General features: G+C 72.1%; 18 protein-coding genes. 14 read left to right on the forward strand and 4 right to left on the reverse strand.

All coding sequences use genetic code 11. The annotated features are described in order from the left end of the window. The first annotated feature begins 154 nt into the window (after positions 1-154). The 4 genes from ACIQBL_RS18385 (at position 155) to ACIQBL_RS18400 (ending at position 3090) form a co-directional block, all read left to right on the forward strand. Complete coding sequence (locus tag ACIQBL_RS18385) at positions 155-1351, forward strand: sensor histidine kinase (protein WP_401942788.1); 1197 nt, start codon at positions 155-157, stop codon at positions 1349-1351. Then, on the forward strand, positions 1348-2064 hold the full coding sequence (locus tag ACIQBL_RS18390; protein WP_401942790.1) for a response regulator: 717 nt from the start codon (positions 1348-1350) through the stop codon (positions 2062-2064). The genes ACIQBL_RS18385 and ACIQBL_RS18390 overlap by 4 nt, the downstream gene beginning before the upstream one ends. A gap of 177 nt (positions 2065-2241) precedes the next feature. Continuing rightward, the gene (locus ACIQBL_RS18395; RefSeq protein WP_327406061.1) at positions 2242-2592 is read left to right on the forward strand and encodes a VOC family protein; all 351 of its coding nucleotides are present in this window, start codon (positions 2242-2244) and stop codon (positions 2590-2592) included. A 96-nt stretch (positions 2593-2688) separates the two neighbouring features. Then, positions 2689-3090: a MarR family winged helix-turn-helix transcriptional regulator gene (locus tag ACIQBL_RS18400; RefSeq protein WP_401942793.1), complete on the forward strand. Its 402-nt coding sequence runs from the start codon at positions 2689-2691 to the stop codon at positions 3088-3090. Between the two features lie 17 nt (positions 3091-3107). On the opposite strand, the gene pqqB is transcribed toward ACIQBL_RS18400, so the two are convergent. After that, the gene (pqqB, locus tag ACIQBL_RS18405) at positions 3108-3992 is read right to left on the reverse strand and encodes a pyrroloquinoline quinone biosynthesis protein PqqB (RefSeq protein WP_401942796.1); all 885 of its coding nucleotides are present in this window, start codon (positions 3990-3992) and stop codon (positions 3108-3110) included. Positions 3993-4133: 141 nt separating this feature from the next. Further along, positions 4134-4982, reverse strand: coding sequence for a LysR family transcriptional regulator (locus tag ACIQBL_RS18410; RefSeq protein WP_401942799.1), 849 nt, complete (start codon positions 4980-4982; stop codon positions 4134-4136). A gap of 338 nt (positions 4983-5320) precedes the next feature. On the opposite strand from ACIQBL_RS18410, the gene ACIQBL_RS18415 reads away from it, so the two are divergent. The 10 genes from ACIQBL_RS18415 (at position 5321) to ACIQBL_RS18460 (ending at position 15755) form a co-directional block, all read left to right on the forward strand. Continuing rightward, positions 5321-6031, forward strand: coding sequence for an alpha/beta hydrolase (locus tag ACIQBL_RS18415; protein ID WP_401942801.1), 711 nt, complete (start codon positions 5321-5323; stop codon positions 6029-6031). After that, positions 6028-6873: a sulfurtransferase gene (locus tag ACIQBL_RS18420; RefSeq protein ID WP_401942804.1), complete on the forward strand. Its 846-nt coding sequence runs from the start codon at positions 6028-6030 to the stop codon at positions 6871-6873. Before ACIQBL_RS18415 ends, ACIQBL_RS18420 begins: the two co-directional genes overlap by 4 nt. Beyond that, positions 6870-7751, forward strand: coding sequence for an ABC transporter permease (locus tag ACIQBL_RS18425; protein ID WP_401942806.1), 882 nt, complete (start codon positions 6870-6872; stop codon positions 7749-7751). The genes ACIQBL_RS18420 and ACIQBL_RS18425 overlap by 4 nt, the downstream gene beginning before the upstream one ends. A 2-nt stretch (positions 7752-7753) precedes the next feature. After that, positions 7754-8470: an ABC transporter ATP-binding protein gene (locus tag ACIQBL_RS18430; RefSeq protein WP_043666515.1), complete on the forward strand. Its 717-nt coding sequence runs from the start codon at positions 7754-7756 to the stop codon at positions 8468-8470. Beyond that, positions 8467-9435, forward strand: a complete 969-nt coding sequence (locus ACIQBL_RS18435; RefSeq protein ID WP_401942809.1) for an ABC transporter substrate-binding protein — start codon at positions 8467-8469, stop codon at positions 9433-9435. The genes ACIQBL_RS18430 and ACIQBL_RS18435 overlap by 4 nt, the downstream gene beginning before the upstream one ends. Before the next feature lie 24 nt (positions 9436-9459). Beyond that, a complete protein-coding gene (locus ACIQBL_RS18440) occupies positions 9460-10560 on the forward strand; it encodes an LLM class flavin-dependent oxidoreductase (RefSeq protein ID WP_401942812.1) in 1101 nt (366 codons plus the stop codon). A gap of 43 nt (positions 10561-10603) precedes the next feature. Further along, positions 10604-11611: an ABC transporter substrate-binding protein gene (locus ACIQBL_RS18445; protein WP_401942815.1), complete on the forward strand. Its 1008-nt coding sequence runs from the start codon at positions 10604-10606 to the stop codon at positions 11609-11611. Then, positions 11608-12714 (forward strand): acyl-CoA dehydrogenase family protein, encoded by a 1107-nt coding sequence (locus ACIQBL_RS18450; protein WP_401942817.1) that lies wholly within the window; start codon positions 11608-11610, stop codon positions 12712-12714. The genes ACIQBL_RS18445 and ACIQBL_RS18450 overlap by 4 nt, the downstream gene beginning before the upstream one ends. 46 nt (positions 12715-12760) lie before the next feature. After that, positions 12761-14137 carry an FAD-binding oxidoreductase gene (locus ACIQBL_RS18455; protein WP_401942820.1) on the forward strand — a complete coding sequence of 459 codons (1377 nt, stop codon included), beginning with the start codon at positions 12761-12763 and terminating at the stop codon, positions 14135-14137. A gap of 196 nt (positions 14138-14333) precedes the next feature. Then, positions 14334-15755 carry a family 2B encapsulin nanocompartment shell protein gene (locus tag ACIQBL_RS18460; RefSeq protein ID WP_401942823.1) on the forward strand — a complete coding sequence of 474 codons (1422 nt, stop codon included), beginning with the start codon at positions 14334-14336 and terminating at the stop codon, positions 15753-15755. A 13-nt stretch (positions 15756-15768) separates the two neighbouring features. Here ACIQBL_RS18460 and ACIQBL_RS18465 read toward each other — a convergent pair whose 3' ends face one another. Both ACIQBL_RS18465 and ACIQBL_RS18470 read right to left on the reverse strand, forming a co-directional pair. After that, complete coding sequence (locus tag ACIQBL_RS18465) at positions 15769-16683, reverse strand: PfkB family carbohydrate kinase (protein ID WP_401942825.1); 915 nt, start codon at positions 16681-16683, stop codon at positions 15769-15771. Then, positions 16680-17684, reverse strand: coding sequence for an ADP-ribosylglycohydrolase family protein (locus ACIQBL_RS18470; RefSeq protein WP_401942828.1), 1005 nt, complete (start codon positions 17682-17684; stop codon positions 16680-16682). Before ACIQBL_RS18470 ends, ACIQBL_RS18465 begins: the two co-directional genes overlap by 4 nt. Positions 17685-17720 lie beyond the last annotated feature (36 nt).

The following is a 17720-nucleotide window of genomic DNA, read 5'->3' on the forward strand; positions in this document are numbered from 1 at the left end:
AACGACGCTAGGAGGGGGGTGCCCGTCGGCACCTCCCTCCGCACGGCGATCTCCCGCGGGATCACGCAACCATCGATGCGCGCCCGACGGAGGATCCCGCCGCGCTCCCGCTGCCCTAGCCTGCAGAATTGAAATGGTCATGGAGACAAGGGCCTTGCCACAGGCCGCACAGCGCTGGTTCGCCGCCCGGCCGCATCTGACGGATGTCGCGCTCGGTGGCGGCCTGACGCTGTTCGACATGGTCACGGTGCTGGACCGCAGCCCGGCCCCGAACGGCCGGGGACTGGCCCTGTGGGGGGCGCAGACCGTGCCGCTGCTGTGGCGGCGGACCCGTCCGCGTACCGTCCTGGCGGCGATGACGGGCCTCTACGTCGTCTTCCAGGTGCTCGGTCCGATCCCGGGGAAGATCCCCGGCCCGTTCCTGCTCATGCTCGGTGTGTACGCCCTCGCCCGGTACGAGCCGGCCGCGGTCAGTCTGCCGGGGACACTGCTGTGCCTCGCGTCGGCCATGGCGGCCGACGCGGTCGGCGGGCACTGGCAGACACCTGCCCTCGGATCGCTGGAGCCGATCAGTGCCACGACGTTCGTCTTCTTCTTCGCCCTCGCCTGGACCCTGGGACACGGCAGACGCAGGATCGGCGCCGACGCCGACCGGCTGCGCGACCTCAACCAGCGGCTCAGGGCCGAGCAGGAGATCAACGCGCGGCAGGCGGCGGTCGCCGAGCGGGCCCGGATCGCCCGCGACCTGCACGACGTCGTCGCCCACCACGTCAGCGCCATCGCCGTACAGGCACGCGCCGCACAGGACGTCATGGACGACGATCCGCCACTCGCCGCGGAGGGGGTCGAGCTGATCGCCCGGACCGCCGACACCGCGCTCGTCGAGATGCGGCGGCTCCTCGGGCTGCTGTCGTTCCGGGAACGGGAACTCGCTCCCGAACCGTCCCTGGAGCATCTCGACCAGCTCGTCGAGGCCGCCAGATCGGCGGGCTGCCGGGTGGCGTACGTGCCGGAGATCCGTGCTGGTACGGGGGCGTCCGCGGGGATGCGGGTCTCGGCGTACCGGATCGTGCAGGAGGCGCTGACGAACGTGGTCAGGCATGCCGGGCCCGTCGACGTACTGGTCACCGTGCGCGGTGGCGACGCCGGCCTCGTCATCGAGGTGCGGAACGGCCCGGCCGCTCCGGGCCACCGGTCCGTCACCGGATCGGGCCGGGGTCTCATCGGGATGCGGGAACGCGTGGCGGCATTCGACGGCGCCCTGACGGCGGGGCCGGGTGAGGACGGCGGCTGGCGGCTGCGCGCGGTTCTGTCCGAGAAGGCACCACGCTCCGCGGAGGCAGGCGGATGACCGTACGTGTGCTCGTCGTCGACGACCAGGAGATGGTCAGGACCGCGCTCCGGCTGGTCATCGACCGCCGCGAGGGCCTGGAGGTGGTCGGCGAGGCGGCCGACGGGGAACAGGCCGTCGCCCGGGCGGTCGAACTCCGGCCCGACGTCGTGCTGATGGACGTCCGCATGCCCGGCACGACCGGCGTCGAGGCCACCCGGCGCATCGTCGGCGACTGGCCCGGTCCGGGGCCGGCTCCGCGGGTCGTCGTCCTCACGACGTTCGACCTGGACGAGTACGTGCACGCGGCCCTCCGTGCGGGCGCGGACGGCTTCCTGCTGAAGAACAGCCACCCCGACCAGCTCGCCCGGGCCATCCGCGCGGCGGCCGACGGCGAGGCCGTGCTGGCGCCGAGCGTCACCCGCCGGCTCGTCGACACGGTGTCCGCGCTGCCCACCGCGCTCCTCCCCGGCGCCACGGCACCGGCGCCGACGCCGGACGAGCGCGCCCTGACGGAGCTGCTCACCGAACGCGAGCTCCAGGTTCTCGTCCTGGTCGGCCGCGGTCTGTCCAACTCCCTGATCGCCTCGGCCCTCTCCCTCAGCGAGGCGAACGTGAAGAGCCGCGTCAACCGCATCCTCACCCGCCTCGGCCTCGACAACCGTGTCCAGGCCGCTCTGGTCGCCCACCGGGCGGGCCTTACCGGAACCACGCGCACACCGCCCGGAACCTGACGCACGGCCGGACACGCGCACAGGACCGGTCGCACGGCGTCGGCGCCCCGACGGGTCCGTCCGCCGCCCCCGCACGGCGTAGCCGGTCAGGATTGGAGAAGCCTCCGTCCCCACCGTCGCCCTAGCCTGAATTCACCGGCGGAATCCGTCGGACCACGCTTCACGGAGGAGCTCGCCATGACCGACGGACTGAACACGATCATCTACCCCGTCAAGGACCTCGACGGTGCGAAGGCCCTGTTCGGCGCGCTGCTGGGGGTCGAACCGTACGCGGACGAGCCGTACTACGTCGGGTACAAGGCCGCCGGGCAGGACGTCGGGCTCGACCCGAACGGGCACGCCAAGGGCATGACCGGACCGGTGCCGTACTGGACCGTGGACGACATCCGGACACGGCTCGCGGCCATGGTGGAGGCCGGGGCGGAGCTGGTGCAGGACGTCCAGGACGTCGGCGGCGGCAAGCTGATCGCGTTCGTGAAGGACGCGGACGGGAACTTCGTCGGGCTCACGCAGAATCCGGCCGCCTGACAGCGATGCCGTACCGGCCGGCACACCCGGGCCACTACTTGCACGTGCACTAGTTGCGCACTCAACAATTGGCCGGATCGGTGTTACCGTGCGGGTATGGCAGTGAAGACGGCCGACGCCCGGCGGCTTGAGGAACAGTGGCGGGACATCCTCTCCGTGCACGCGCGCACGATGTGCGAGATCGACCGCGTACTGCACCCGCACGGCCTGGGCGCGAGCGACTTCGAGGTGCTCGACATGCTCGCGTCCGAGTCGCCCGAGGAGGGCGACCAGTGCCGGGTGCAGAACCTGGTCGGACGGGTGCACCTCAGCCAGAGCGCGCTCTCGCGTCTCATCGGGCGGCTGGAGAAGGACGGCCTCGTGGAACGCTCGGTCTGCGTGGAGGACCGACGCGGGGTGTGGGTCGCGCTGACGCGGAAGGGCCGTGACCTGCACGCGGAGGTGCTGCCGCTGCAACGGGGCGTCCTGGCGCGGATGTTGGACGACGCGCGGGAGTAGTCGCCCCCGAAGCTCCCTCACACCGCGAATTCGGCTCCGTCCATGAGTACGTCGACCCCCGCCCCGCTCACCTGCCCCCGCGCCGCCGAGCCCGCGTCGAGCAGCGGGTTCGTGTGGTCGAGGTGGGTGTAGATCCGGCGGACGCCGGGGTGACCGGCGAGGCGGTCGAGGCTGCCGCCGGGGCCCGACACGGGCAGGTGCGCGGGCGTCGGCCGACCGGCGCCGGCACGGACCGGCGCGCCCGTCCCGTCGGCCGTGAACAAGGTGCCGTCCAGCACCGCGCAGTCCGCCGTCGCCAGCAGGTCGTCGAAGGTGTCCGTCCAGGCTGCGACGCACGGTGCGTAGACGAGGGCTCCGCCGGTCGCCAGGTCCTCGATGCGGTACGCCGTCACCCAGCGGTCGTCCGACGGGCGGGCCGACAGGTATTGCGGAGGCTTGGTGCCCACCGGGTGGGCCGTGACGACCAGGCCTCCCGCGAGCACGAAACCGTCCTCGGCGAGGCTGTCTGCCCACTCCCAGGGGGCGTAGCGGTCGAGCCCGGCCCGGGCCGGGGTGAGCGCGGCGAGGACGGGCGACGGGGCGTACACCTTGAGGCCGGCCACCCCGCGCAGCACGGACAGGCCCGCCACGTGGTCGGGCTCGGCGTCGGTGAGGAGCACTCCGCGCACGGGGGTGTCGCGCGGGCCGGGGCCCGGCCAGAGCGCCGCGGTCGCGGTGAGCCGGGTGCGGATGTCGGGTGAGGCGTTGAGCAGCCACCAGTCGCGCGCGTTGCCGGTGACGGCCACGCACTCCTGGGCGCGCGCGGGAAGTTTCCCGTCGCGGGCGGCGGCGCACAGCGCGCAGGCGCAGTTCCACTGCGGGAATCCGCCACCGGCGGCGGTACCGAGCAGGACGACCCTCACGACGATCGCGCCCCCTTGCCGCATCACCGAACGACCCCAGCGAATCCCCCCGAGGGATCTTTCCTCCACAACAGGCCGGACTACCCCACCGCCGGGGGCAGTTCAGGCCGATCTCCGTCCACGCCGCCCACCCCACGCGTCTCAGCGCAGCAGATCCCGTACGGCCGCGAACGCCGCGTCGACCGTCGCCGGGTCGGCGCCCGGGCGGGCCAGCGCGCTCATGGGGATCGGGGTGACCGAGGGCAGGCCGTCACAGGGGGTGAGGCCGTCGGGGGACGTGCCGACCGCGGCGAGCAGGGCGACGCCCTGGCCGGTGCGGGCGATGTCGAGGACGCCGGCGAGATAGCCGGCGTCGCCGACGACCGTGGCGGGTACGCCGTGGGCGGCGAGGGTGGAGATGGCGCGGCGGCGGATCGCGCACGGGTCCTCGATCGCGACGAGCGGTACGGGCGCGGGCGCGGCCGGTGGCCGCCAGCCGGGCGTGGCGTGCCAGGTGAGCGGAAGCCCGCCGACCGGCGTGCCCTCGGTGGCGGCGGCCTCGGTGACGTACACCGCGACATCGACGCTGCCCCGTTCCACCGCCTCGACGAGCCGGGCCGAGCGGTCGATGCGGAAGCGGACCCGACAGCCGGGCCGCACCTCCTGAACCGCCGCGGTCAGCCGTGGCAGGAACTGATCGGCCGCGTGTTCGGTGGAGCCGATGGTGACGGTGTCGCCGTCCACGTCGAGCAGCGTGCGTACGGCCTCGTCGTGCACGGCGAGGATGCGGCGGGCCTGTTCGAGGAGCAGCCGCCCCTCGGGCGTGAACCGGGTGCCGCGCCCCTCCCGCTCGACGATCGGCCGGCCCAGGGTCTTCTCCAGCCTGCGCACATGCTGGCTGACCGCGGACTGGCTCAGGGCGAGAGCCCGGGCCGCGCGGTGGAAGCCGCCGCAGTCGGCCACCGCGGTCAGGCTGCGCAGGGCCACGATGTCGAGGACAGGTTGGGGCATGCCGGTGACGGTAGCCTGTTTCGGGCATCGATCGCGATCCCTGATCGATTTCGATGCGGAATCATCGTTGGACGCGATCGGTCGTAGCCGGTCATGATGGGCGCATGCTGCACACGACCGCTTTCGCTGCCCTTCTGACGCAGCGCCGAGTCATCGACTTCGGCGTGGCGTGCAGCGCGCGCTGTCGTTGACCTGTCGCCGTTCTCCGGCACCCTTCCCGCGTTCTCGCTGATCACGTCCGCCCTGCGCACTGACACGTGACGGCGGCTCCGGCCTGCGCTCTTCCTCTCCCCTGCTCGATTCCCCTCCCCTTTCGCCTTGTTGGGAGCTGTCACCCCATGCCCTCTTCCGCCCTCTCCTCCTGGGACGAACCCGAAGGCCTCGCCGCGCGCGGCACGTTGATCGTGCTGGCCGGGCGGGGCGAACACGGCGGTGTCTACGAGCGGTTCGGCCGCCGGCTCGCCTTCGACGCCTACCGCGTCCGGGTCCTCGGCGACCCGACCGCCGACCCCGCCGTACTGGAGCAGGCCGCCAAGCTGCTCGCCGACGAGTCGCTGCCCGGCCCGAAGGTCCTGGTCGGTTCCGACACGGGCGCGCGCTACGCCCTTCAGCTCGCCGCCGAGCAGACCGCGGGCGTCGACGCGCTGATCCTGGCCGGGCTGCCCACCGGCGCCTGGACATCGGGGAGTTGGGAGGAGGAGGCAGCGGCACGCACCGCCTGCCCCACCCATCAGGGCCGCCTCACCAACGACCCCGACTTCCGGCGCGGCGCCATCGACGAGACCCCCGACCTGCCCGAACCCCGCCTCGACCTGGTGCGCGTGCCGGTCCTCGCCCTGCACGGCAAGGACGACACGGTGAGCCCGCTGGGCCAGGCTTTGAGCGTCTACGACGGTCACTCGGGCGTGCACACCGTGACCTTCGTCGGCGGCCGGCACGACGTCCTCAACGACGCCCTGCACCGCACCGTCGCCGCGACGGTGGTCCTCTTCCTCGAACGACTCCGCCTCTCTCCCGAACTCCCCGCGATAGCCGAGGTGTCGGCATGAGCAGCCGCGTCACGACCACCGTCACCGAGCTGGCCGAACTCCTCGGCTCCGAGCGACCGCCCGTACTGCTCGACGTCCGCTGGGCCCTGGGCGATCCGTACGGCCACGACCACTACGCGGACGGGCACATCCCCGGCGCGGTCTACGTCGACCTGAACACCGAACTGGCCGCGCCGGCGAGCCCCGAGGACGGCCGGCATCCGCTCCCCGACTTCGCGGACCTGCAGGAATCCGCCCGCCGCTGGGGTGTCGGCGACGGACGGTCCGTCGTCGTCTACGACGACCTGGGCAACACGGCGGCGGCACGGGCCTGGTGGCTGCTGCGGTACGCCGGAGTCACCGAAGTGACCCTGCTGGACGGGGCGTTGGGTGCCTGGCGGACGGCGGGACTGCCGCTGGAGTCCGGGATTCCCGCCGACCCCGCGCCGGGTGACGTCGTACTCCGCCCGGGCGCACTGCCGGTGACCGATGCCGACGGTGCCGCCGAACTCGCCGTGTCCGGGCTGCTGTTGGACGCCCGTGCCGGTGAGCGCTACCGGGGTGAGGTCGAGCCGGTGGACCCGCGCGCGGGGCACATTCCGGGGGCCGTGTCCGCGCCGACCGGGGAGAACCTGGCGGCGGACGGGACGTTCCTGGCGCCCGAGCTGCTGCGCAAGCGGTTCGAGGAGCGGGGGGCCGGGGACGCGGCGCGCATCGGCGTGTACTGCGGGTCCGGGGTCACCGCCGCCCATCAGATCGCGGCGCTGGAGATCGCCGGGTTCGAGGCGACGCTCTTCCCCGGCTCCTGGTCCGCCTGGTCCGCCGATCCCGCGCGTCCGGCGGCGACGGGAGACCGGCCATGACGACGAAACCCCTCAACACGGCCGTGCTGCCCGTGCAGTCGGCGCCCGTGGACACCCCTCAGCCGGCCGCGCGCGTCACCATCCGGGGCACGGCGAAGACCTCCCGCCGCTTCACCGTCCCCCGTTCCGTACGGCGGGCCGCCGGACCTGTGGGCCTCGTGCTGCTCTGGTTCCTGACCTCGGCCACCGGCGTCCTCCCCGAGTCGGTGCTGGCCTCCCCCGTCGACGTCCTCCGGCAGGCCGTCGACCTCACCAGGAACGGCGAACTGCCCAGCGCCATCGCCGCGTCGGGCCGCCGCGCCGCCATCGGCTTCCTCATCGGCGCGACCGTCGCACTGACCCTGTCGCTGGTGGCCGGGCTGTTCCGGCTCGGCGAGGACGTCATCGACTCGTCGATGGGCATGTTCCGGGCGATCCCCTGGGTGGGTCTGATCCCGCTGTTCATCGTCTGGTTCGGCATCGAGGAGACCCCGAAGATCGCGCTGGTGGCACTCGGTGTGACGTACCCGCTGTACTTCAACATCTACGGCGGCATCCGCTCCACCGACGCCCAACTCGTCGAGGCCGCACGGATGATGGGGCTCGGCCGGTTCGGTCTGATCAAGTACGTGATCCTGCCGAGCGCGCTGCCCGGGGCACTCGTGGGACTCCGGTACGCGCTGTCCACCGCCTGGCTCGCGCTGGTCTTCGCCGAGCAGGTCAACGCGGACGCGGGGCTCGGCTATCTGATGAGCAACGCCCAGCAGTACTTCCGTACGGACGTCATCGTGCTGTGCCTCGTCGTGTACGCGTTGCTCGGACTCGCCTGCGACTTCGCCGTACGGATCCTGTCGCGCCGCCTGCTGACCTGGCGGGCCAACTTCGAGGGCGAGGCGTAGACATGGCCAACTCAGTGGAAATACGGGGGCTTTCACGGGCCTTCGACGGCAACACCGTGCTGCACGCGCTCGATCTCGACATCCGAGAGGGCGAGTTCGTGGCCCTGCTCGGGCACAGCGGCTGCGGCAAGTCGACGCTGCTGCGGATTCTCGCGGGGCTCGACGACGAGATCGGCGGCGAGGTGACCGTGCCGGCGCGCCGCAGCGCCGCCTTCCAATCGCCCCGGCTGCTGCCCTGGTTGAAGGTGTGGCGCAACGTCGTCCTCGGGCTGCCCGGCCGCCCGGACCGGGACCTCGCTCTCAAGGCGCTCGACGAGGTCGGCATCGCGGAGCGCGCGACCGTCTGGCCCAAGACACTTTCCGGCGGTCAGGCCCAGCGGGTCTCGCTCGCCCGCGCCCTGGTCCGTGAGCCCGAACTCCTGCTGCTGGACGAGCCGTTCGGCGCCCTGGACGCGCTGACCCGGGGCAAGGTGCAGGCGCTCGTCGCCGAGCTGTGGCGGCTGCACGGGTGCGCGATCCTCCTGGTCACCCATGACGTGGAGGAGGCGCTGCTGCTCGCCGACCGGGTCCTGGTGATGGACGAGGGCCGTATCGCCCACGAGTTGACCGTCGACCTGCCCCGCCCCCGTGATCTGACCGCCCCCGAGTTCGTGACCCTGCGCGCCCGCCTCCTGAACTGGCTCGGCGTGACCCGCACCCTGGAAGGAACCCCCTCGTGATCCGCAGAATCGCCGTCGCCACCCTGAGCATGTCCGCCCTGCTGGCGTTGAGCGCCTGCGGCGCCGACTCCTCGGCGGACACCTCCGCCGGCAAGCAGGTGACCCTGACCATCGGCGACCAGGCCAAGACGCTCCAGACGATCATCGCCGCGTCGGACGCGCTCAAGGGCGCCAAGTACAAGGTGAAATGGGCCGAGTTCCAGGGCGCGGCCCCGCTCTACCAGGCCGTACAGGCGGACGCCGCCGACACCGGGTTCTCCGCCGACCTGCCCGCGCTCCAGGCGCTCAGCGGTGGTGTCAAGATCAAGAACATCGCCGCCCTGAAGAACGACGGCACGCACGTCGGGATCGTCGTCCGCAAGGACTCCGGCATCGACAGCGTGAAGGACCTCAAGGGCCAGAAGGTCGTGGTGTCCTCGGCGAAGGGCAGCGTCTCGGAGTATCTGCTGGCGAACGTCCTCAAGCAGAACGGGCTCAGCTACAAGGACGTCAAGGTGCAGTACCTGCTGCCGACCGACGCGCAGGCCGCCTTCGCCTCCGGGAAGGTCAAGATCTGGGCGACCTTCGGCGTCTACCAGGCCGTCGGTCTGGAACAGGGTGGCAAGCTCCTCGTCGACGGCGGGGACGGCCGGGTCAGCGGCATCGGCTTCATCAACGCCTCCGACAAGGCCCTCGCCGACTCCGCGAAGAAGACCGCCCTTGGCGACTTCCTCCAGCGGCTGAGCACGGCGCTGAAGTGGACCAGCACCCACAAGGACGCGTACGCGAAGGCCATCGTGGAGCGCAACGGCGCCGACGCCTCGGTGGCGAAGACACTCGCCTCCGCCGCCTACAGCCAAGTGCTGCCGGTCACGTCGGACGTCAACACGACGGTTCAGCAGGTGGCCGACCTCATGAACAGCATCGGGGTCCTCGACCCGAACGTGGACGTGGCGAAGACCGCCGACACCTCCCTGCTCAAGTGACCCTCCCTGTTTAGGAGTTCGCTCATGCCTGTCGAATTCATCAGTGCCGTCCACACCGACTCCGGGGCCTCGGGTCCCGCCGCCGCGAGCCGTACCGGTTTCGACGTCGACCACCTGCGCAAGTACGCCCGGGCGCTCGACGACGGCGGTTTCGACCACACCCTGGTCGCCTACCACTCGGCGTCGCCCGACGCCTTCCAGGTCGCCCAGTTCGTCGCCACCCACACCGAGCGGGTCCGCCCGATCCTCGCCCACCGGCCCGGTGTCATCTTCCCGACGCACGCGGCCCGTGCCCTGGCCACGCTGGACCGGATCAGCGACGGCCGGCTGACGCTGCACATCATCTCCGGGGGCAGCGACGAGGAGCAGCGCCGGGAGGGCGACTACCTCAACAAGGCGGAGCGGTACGAGCGTTCGGACGAGTACATCCAGATCCTGCGGAAGGTGTGGCAGGCCGAGGGACCCGTCTCGCACGAGGGCAAGTACTTCAGGTTCGAGGGCTACTACTCCGACGTGAAGCCGGTGAACGGGCTGGTCCCGATCTCGGTCGGCGGCTCCTCGCAGGACGCGTACCGGGTGGGCGGCCGGCAGGGCGACATCTTCGGGCTGTGGGGCGAGCCGCTCAAGGAGACGGCGGAGCAGATCGCCGCCGTCAACGCGGTCGCGGATGCCGCCGGGCGCCCGCATCCCCGTATCTGGGTGTCGTTCCGCCCGATCATCGCGCCCACCGAGGAACTGGCCTGGGAGAAGGCGCACCGCACCCTCGGTGTCCTCAAGGACCAGGCGAGGAACACCGAGTTGCTCCGCCACTACCGCACCGCCGGCCGCCCCGCGAACGTCGGCTCGCAGCGGCTGCTCGACATCGCCGAGCGCGGCGAGGTGCAGGACCGCTGCCTGTGGACCGCCCCCGCCGTCGCCACGAATGCCGCCGGCGCGTCAACCGCCCTTGTGGGCACGCCCGAGACGGTCGCCCAGGCGCTCCTCGACTACGTCGACATCGGCTGCGACCTGCTGTCGATCCGCGGCTACGACCCGCTCAACGACGCGATCGACTACGCCCGGCACGTGCTGCCCCTGGTCCGCCAGGAACTCGCCCACCGGGCGACGACCTCACAGGCCGCCTGAACCACCTCCCCTTCCTGATTGCGAACTCCCCTATGGAGACCCCGTGTTGTTCCGAAGCACCCTGCGCGCGTCCGCCGCCGCCCTCGCCCTTCTCCTGCCGTTCGCCGCGGCCTGCGGAGGGAGCGCGAAGGCCGAGTCCTCCTCCGACGTCTCCTCCGTGACCCTGCGCGTCGGTGACACCGGCTGGAAGGTCGGCGAGGCCGTCCTCAAGTACGCCCATCTCGACGACACCCCTTACAAGGTGAAGTGGAACCTCTTCCAGGGGGGCGACCTGCAACTCCAGGCGATCCGCGCCGGAGCACTGGACCTGGCCTCCTCCAGCGAGATCCCGCCCCTCTTCTCGGCCGCCGACGGCAAGCCCAACTTCAAGGTCGTCGCCGTCCAGCGCGGCACCACCCTCAACCAGGAGGTCGTCGTCCCCAAGGGCTCCAAGGTGACCGACATCGCCGGCCTGAAGGGCAAGAAGGTCGGCTACGTCCAGAACACCACCGCCCACTACTTCCTCTACGAGCTGCTCAAGCAGGCCGGGTTGAAGTGGTCGGACATCGACGCCAAGCCGCTGCTCCCCAACGACGGCCTCGCGGCCCTGAACGGCGGCTCCATCGACGCCTTCGCCTCCTACGGCACGTCGATCATCACGGCCCATCAGCAGGGCGCGCGCACGGTCGGCTCCGGCGCGGACATCCTGTCCGGCAACTTCCTCTGGTCCGCCCGCGACAGCGTCCTGAAGAGCCCCGCTCAGAAGGCCGCCGCGGCCGATCTGATCGCCCGGATCACCAAGGCGTACGCCTACGTCCGCGACGGTCACGAGGACGGCTTCGCGAAGGTCACCGCCGAGGCCACCCACCAGCCGCTGGCGCAGGCCAAGTCGGATCTGCTCGCCGCGCAGAAGCAGCGCCCGACGCAGGCCAGGACGGTGGGCGACGACACGATCGCCTCCCAGCAGAAGGTGGCCGACGCCTTCACCGAACTCGGCGCGCTGAAGAAGCACTTGGACGTGAAGTCCTTCTGGACCACCGCACTCAACTCCGACCTGGAGAAGGCCCTGTGACCGCGCGCATCGCCGAACTGGCCGCCGGCTACGACCGGTCGGGCGCCTTCCCCGCCGAGTCCCTCCGGATCGCCCACGAGACCGGGCTGCTCACCGCGACCATCGGTGAGCAATACGGCGGCGGGGGCGCCCGCGTCGAGGAGAGCGCGCGCATCCTCCACCGCATCGGCCGGGGCGACCCGTCCGTCGCCCTGATCGCGGCGATGACCCTCAACACGCACGCGCGGCAGGCCGTACAGCCGCACTGGCCCGAGGAGTTGTACGCGCGTGTCGTCAAGGAGTCGTTCGCGCGGCCGGTGCTGGTCAACCACGCGCGTGTGGAGCCCGAGTTGGGCTCCCCCGCGCGCGGTGGGCTCCCCTCGACGCTCGCCCGGCGCACCCCGGACGGCTGGTCGCTGAGCGGTACCAAGCGCTTCGTGACCGGCGCGGAGGGTCTTGACTGGTTCCTGGTGTGGGCCACCACCGACGAACCGGAACCGCGTGTCGGCACCTTCCTGGTGCCGGGCGGCTCCCCCGGTATCGAGATCACCGGCCGCTGGGACCAGTTGGGGCTGCGGGCCAGCGGCAGCCACGACGTGACGTTCCGGGACGTGGAGATCCCGTACGAGCACGTCATCGGCATCGGCCCGTACGGCGCGTCCGCCGAGCAGGACAACCGGGCGGGCGCGGCGCTCCATCTGCCGCTCGCCGCCCTCTACTTGGGGGTGGCGCGGGCGGCGCAGTCCTTCTTCCACACGTTCGCCCACGAGCGCGTGCCCGCCAACCTCGGCCATCCGGTGGCCCGTACGGAGCGCTTCCGCAGGACCGCCGGGGAGATCGAGGTGCTGCTGGCCGCCGCCGAGCAGCTGGTGTTCGACGGGGCCGCCCGGGTGGACGCCGCCGACTCCTCGTACACCCCCGAACAGGCTCTGGGAGCACGGGTGTTGGCGGACCGGCACGGTGTGCGGGCGGTGGAGCTGGCCGTACGGCTGCTCGGCAATCCCGGGCTCGCGCGCGCCCATCCGCTGGAGCGGCACTTCCGGGACATCCAGTGCGCGCCCGTGCACGCACCCCAGGAGGACATCTCCCTGCTCGCGATCGGAACGAAGGCGTTGAACCTGTGACGGAACCTCTGACGGCACGCACAGTGAAGGTGAAGGTGCGGAACCCGTGACCACAGCTCCCCCGACCACCGCCGCCGCCCGGCTCCTCGGTCTGCTCGCCCGGGATCTGCCGCCGGACCAACTGGCGACGGACCCGCGCACGTTGGCCGCGCACACCACGGACCGTTCGGGCACCCGGCCGGACGGTGTCCCGCTCGCCGTGGTGCACGCCCGGCGCACCGAGGACGTGACCGTCACGCTCCGGCATGCGAACGCGCTACGGGTACCGGTGGTGCCGCGCGGTGCGGGCACCGGTCTGTCGGGCGGGGCGACGGCCGGTGAGGGGGTGCTCGTGCTGGACCTGTCCGGAATGAACCGCATCCTCGAACTGTCGGCCGACGACCAGCTCGCGGTGGTCGAACCGGGCGTGATCACCGCCGAGTTGGACCGGGCCGCGGGCGAGCACGGGCTGCGGTACGCGCCCGATCCGGCGAGTGCGGCGATCTCGACGATCGGCGGGAACATCGCGACCAACGCGGGCGGGCTGCGGTGCGCGAAGTACGGGGTGACACGGGACAGCGTGCTCGGCCTGGAGGCCGTCCTCGCGGACGGGACGGTGGTCACGACCGGCCGTCGAACCGTCAAGGGCGTCACCGGTTACGACCTCACCGCGCTGCTGACCGGCTCCGAGGGCACGCTCGCCGTCATCACGTCGGCGACCCTGCGGCTGCGGCCGGTGCCGGTGGCGACCGCCACGGTGGCCGCCTACTTCGACTCGTTCGAGGCGGCGGCCGAGGCGTCGTACGCGATCGGACGGGCCGGGGTCGTCCCGGCGCTCGCGGAACTGCTCGACGGGCCGGTGCTGCGGGCCGTCGACCCGAAGTTGGGTGAGCGCGGGGCGGCGCTGCTGCTGGTGCAGTGCGACGGGGCGGGGGCGACGGTCGAGGCGGAGCAGGTCGCGCGGGTGCTCGCGCCGACCGCGGCGAGTGTGGAGACCACGGCGGATCCGGTCGAGGCGGAGTCCCTGCTGGCGGCCCGCCGACTCGCCCTGCCCGCGCTGGAGCGGCTGGGCCGGCCGCTGATCGAGGACATCGCCGTGCCCCGCTCCCGGCTCGCGGCGGCGGCCCGCGAGATCCGTGCCATCTCGGCCCGCCACGGCGTGCCGGTCTACACGCTCGCGCACGCGGCGGACGGGAACCTGCATCCGATCATCGTGGTCGACCCCGCCCTGGACCGGCTGCCGGACGCGGCCTGGGAGGCGGCCGGCGAGATCTTCGCGCTGGCACTGCGGCTCGGCGGGACGCTGACCGGCGAGCACGGCGTCGGGGTGCTGAAACGGCAGTGGGTGGCGGACGAACTCGGGCCCACCGCCCACGCGTTGCAGCGGCGGCTGAAGGAGGCGTTCGATCCCCGGGGCATCCTCAATCCCGGCAAGACCCTCTGAGGCACCCCGGATCGGATACCGCCGAACGGGTGAGGGTGAAGGAATCGGGGGTGGTGCGGGAGCACGTGCGGTTGGCATGTGCCTCGACCGCCGTCCGAAGTCATCACTCATCACGACCGATGCCGGGTAGCTGTACGCACGGAATGTGACGGGACGCACGCATTCCGTCACTCGCGCGTACAGGAGAGAAGGCACCATGTCGGTCGAGACCGGTACCGCGCCCGAGGCGGGCGCCGAGGAGCGGGAACAGCAGAGCCTCGGAACCGCCGCGGCACGCACCCTGACGACCACGACCAAGTCCGAACCCCAGATGCAGGGGATCAGTTCCCGCTGGCTGACCCGCATGCTGCCCTGGGTGAACGTGCCCGGCGGCACCTATCGCGTCAACCGCCGCCTGACCTGCACGCGGGGCGACGGACGGGTGACGTTCGTCCAGACCGGCGCCCAAGTCCGGGTCGTACCGGCCGAGTTGGCCGAACTCCCGCTGCTGCGCGGCTTCACGGACACCGACGCGCTCGGCGCGCTGGCCGAGCGGTTCGAGCAACGGGAGTACGCACCGGGTCAGTTGATCGTGGAGACGGGTCACCCCGCCGACCAGGTGGTCCTGATCGCGCACGGCAAGGTGGAGCAGCTCGGGGAGGGTCCCTACGGCGACGAGGCGGTCGTCGGTCTGCTGGCCGACGGCGACACCTTCGGCGGCCAGGTGCTCGCCGAGCCCGACGGCACCTGGGAGTTCACGGCCCGCGCGGCGACGGCCACCACCGTGCTGTCGCTGCCGCTCACGGCGTACCGGACGGTCGCTGACCGGCACACGGAGCTGCGCGCGCACATCGAGGCACGCGGCTCGGACGAGCCCGGCCCGCTCAACCCGTTCGGGGAGGCGGCGATCGCGCTCAGCGCCGGGCATGTGGGCGAGCCCGATCTGCCGGCCACGTTCGTGGACTACGACCTCGCCCCGCGCGAGTACGAACTCAGCGTCGCCCAGACGGTGTTGAAGGTGCACAGCCGCGTCACCGACCTCTACAACCAGCCGATGAACCAGACCCAGCAGCAACTCCGGCTGACCGTCGAGGCGTTGCGGGAGCGGCAGGAGAACGAGCTGGTCAACAACCGGGACTTCGGGCTGCTGCACAACGCCGACTACGACCAGCGGATCTCCACCCACTCCGGTCCACCGACCCCCGACGACCTGGACGAACTGCTGAGTATGCGGCGCGACACCCGCTTCCTGTTCGCGCATCCGCGGGCGATCTCCGCGTTCGGCCGGGAGTGCAACAAGCGGGGCGTCTACTTCAGCGGTATCGATGTCGGCGGGCACCATCTGCCCGCCTGGCGCGGGGTGCCGCTGCTGCCGTGCGGCAAGATCCCGGTCAGCGAGTCCCGTACGTCGTCGATCATCGCGATGCGCACCGGCGAGGACGACCAGGGCGTGATCGGCCTGTATCAGACGGGCATCCCGGAGGAGATCGAGCCGGGCCTCAACGCGCGATTCATGGGCATCAACGAACAGGCGATCATCTCCTACCTGGTCAGCACCTACTTCTCGGCGGCGGTCCTGGTACCGGACGCGCTCGGCATCCTGGAGAACGTCGAGGTCTCCCGCCGGGACGGCAACTGACCGCGGCGAGCGCCTAGTTCAGGAACGCGTCCAGTCGTGCCGCGTCCGGTGCGGTCGCCGGGCCCGGTGCGGTGACCGCCAGGGCGGCGCCCGCGTTGGCCCGGCGGGCGGCGGCCACCGGGTCCAGCCCCTGGGCCAGGGCGGCCATGAACACCCCGGTGTGGGCGTCGCCCGCGCCGTTGAGGTCGACGGCGTCCACGGCGAACCCGGGGACCGCGACGAGTTCTCCACCGTGGTGCACGAGACAGCCGTCGGGGCCGGTGCGGACGAGCACCGAGCCGCGCCCCAGCCGGGACTGGAGCGCGCGGGCGGCCTCGGCCGGGTCGTCGATGCCGGTGATCAGCGCGGCCTCGCGGGCGTTGCAGCTCCACCAGTCCGAGCGGGCGAGCAGCGACTCCCTTGCCGCGTCGGGGATTTCATCGACCAGCGGGCCCGGGTCGGTGACCACTGTGACGGCCGGGTCCAGCCGGGGCAGGAGGTCGAGCAGGGCGGTCCGGTTGCTGGCGTACAGCAGGCCGTATCCGGTGACGTACACCAAGTCGTCCGCCCCGGGCCGGAGTTCGGTCAGGTCCGCGGTGGTCAGCGTGGCCTCGGCGCCGGGGCTGGTGACGAAGGTGCGTTCGCCGTCCGCGTCGACCAGGCAGACCACGAAGCCGGTGTCCGGTTCCGGGCGCGGTGCGAGCAGAATGTCGATGCCCTCGGCGCGCAGTGCGGCGCGGGCCCGGTCGCCGAAGGGGCCGGTGCCGTGCGCTCCCGCGTAGCTCACGGGAAGTCCCTGGCGGGCGGCGGCGGCCATGACGTTGAAGCCGCCGCCCGGGGTGCGCTCGGTGCGGGTGGCGAGGACGTCACCGCCGCGTTCGGGGAGGGCGGGGACTTCGAGGACGAGGTCGACGACGACGTTGCCGAGGTGCCAGAGCCGTGCGCTCATGTCCGCTCCCGCAGACCGAGCAGGGCTGCCGCCGTGGCATCCAGGTCGAGCGCCGGGTTGACGCGGACGAGCGTCTCCCGCGCGTCGGCCGGGAAAGCGTCCACCCCGTGGCAGGCGCCGCCGACGGCGCCCGCGATCGCGGCGATGGTGTCGCAGTCACCGCCGACGGACGCGGCGAGCAGCGCGGCCCGCCAGGGGTCGTCGGGGCAGGCTGCCAGCACGGCGAAGGCGGCGGGCACCGATTCCTGGGTGGCGAGGCTGGTGCCGACCAACGCGTAGACGCGCTCGCAGACTTGGGCCTCGGTGAGGCCCCGCGCCAACCCGGTCGCCCAGACGATCCGTTCGGCGACGTCGGCGGCGGCCACCCAGTGTCCGCGCCCCGCCGCCAACCGGGCCGCCGACACGGCCACTTCGACCGCCTCGGGAACCGACGCCCCGTCAAGTCCCGCGCTCACAGCGGCGGCCACCGCCGCGGCGCCGGCCAGCGCGACCCCGGTGTTGTGGGTCAGGCTGCTCGCCTCCACCACCCGGTCCACCAGTACGGCCGGATCGGCGACCGGCACCGCGATGCCCACGGGGGCGATCCGCATCGCCGCGCCGTTGGTGGTGCCGTATCGCCCGACTTCCTCCACCGGGGTGCCCGCGAGGACCTGCTCCACGGCGCGCTTGGTGGACGGGCCGAGCAGGTCGAGGGAGCCGCGGGCCCGCATGTCGTCCTCCCATGCGACGAGGCGCCGGGCCAGTTCGGCAGGGTCGACGCGCCCCTTGCCGTCGAGCAGCAACTCGGCGAGGAGCAGGGCCTGTTCGGTGTCGTCGGTGACGGCGCCGGCCGGCATCCCGGCGGCGAGGGGATGGTCCGGGTCGGCCGGGTGGAAGCCGGTGAGGAACGGGCCGTAGCGTGCGGTGATCTGTGGGCGGGACAGCATCTGGGTGGGCATGCCGAGGGCGTCCCCGAGGGCGAGCCCGTAGAGGGCTCCGGTGGCGCGGCTCTGGAGGGTCATGTGCACTTTCCGGGGCAGGGGTCGGCTTCTGGAGCA

It is taken from the genome of Streptomyces sp. NPDC088350, from assembly GCF_044753545.1.
GTDB lineage: Bacteria > Actinomycetota > Actinomycetes > Streptomycetales > Streptomycetaceae > Streptomyces.

Excerpts from the sequence above, each read along its gene's own strand:
- ACIQBL_RS18390 (WP_401942790.1), top strand. The coding sequence starts at position 1,348 with ATGACCGTACGTGTGCTCGTCGTCGACGACCAGGAGATGGTCAGGACC.
- ACIQBL_RS18395 (WP_327406061.1), top strand. The coding sequence starts at position 2,242 with ATGACCGACGGACTGAACACGATCATCTACCCCGTCAAGGACCTCGAC.
- ACIQBL_RS18400 (WP_401942793.1), top strand. The coding sequence starts at position 2,689 with ATGGCAGTGAAGACGGCCGACGCCCGGCGGCTTGAGGAACAGTGGCGG.
- ACIQBL_RS18410 (WP_401942799.1), bottom strand. The coding sequence starts at position 4,982 with ATGCCCCAACCTGTCCTCGACATCGTGGCCCTGCGCAGCCTGACCGCG.
- ACIQBL_RS18415 (WP_401942801.1), top strand. The coding sequence starts at position 5,321 with ATGCCCTCTTCCGCCCTCTCCTCCTGGGACGAACCCGAAGGCCTCGCC.
- ACIQBL_RS18420 (WP_401942804.1), top strand. The coding sequence starts at position 6,028 with ATGAGCAGCCGCGTCACGACCACCGTCACCGAGCTGGCCGAACTCCTC.
- ACIQBL_RS18425 (WP_401942806.1), top strand. The coding sequence starts at position 6,870 with ATGACGACGAAACCCCTCAACACGGCCGTGCTGCCCGTGCAGTCGGCG.
- ACIQBL_RS18430 (WP_043666515.1), top strand. The coding sequence starts at position 7,754 with ATGGCCAACTCAGTGGAAATACGGGGGCTTTCACGGGCCTTCGACGGC.
- ACIQBL_RS18440 (WP_401942812.1), top strand. The coding sequence starts at position 9,460 with ATGCCTGTCGAATTCATCAGTGCCGTCCACACCGACTCCGGGGCCTCG.
- ACIQBL_RS18460 (WP_401942823.1), top strand. The coding sequence starts at position 14,334 with ATGTCGGTCGAGACCGGTACCGCGCCCGAGGCGGGCGCCGAGGAGCGG.
- ACIQBL_RS18465 (WP_401942825.1), bottom strand. The coding sequence starts at position 16,683 with ATGAGCGCACGGCTCTGGCACCTCGGCAACGTCGTCGTCGACCTCGTC.
- ACIQBL_RS18470 (WP_401942828.1), bottom strand. The coding sequence starts at position 17,684 with ATGACCCTCCAGAGCCGCGCCACCGGAGCCCTCTACGGGCTCGCCCTC.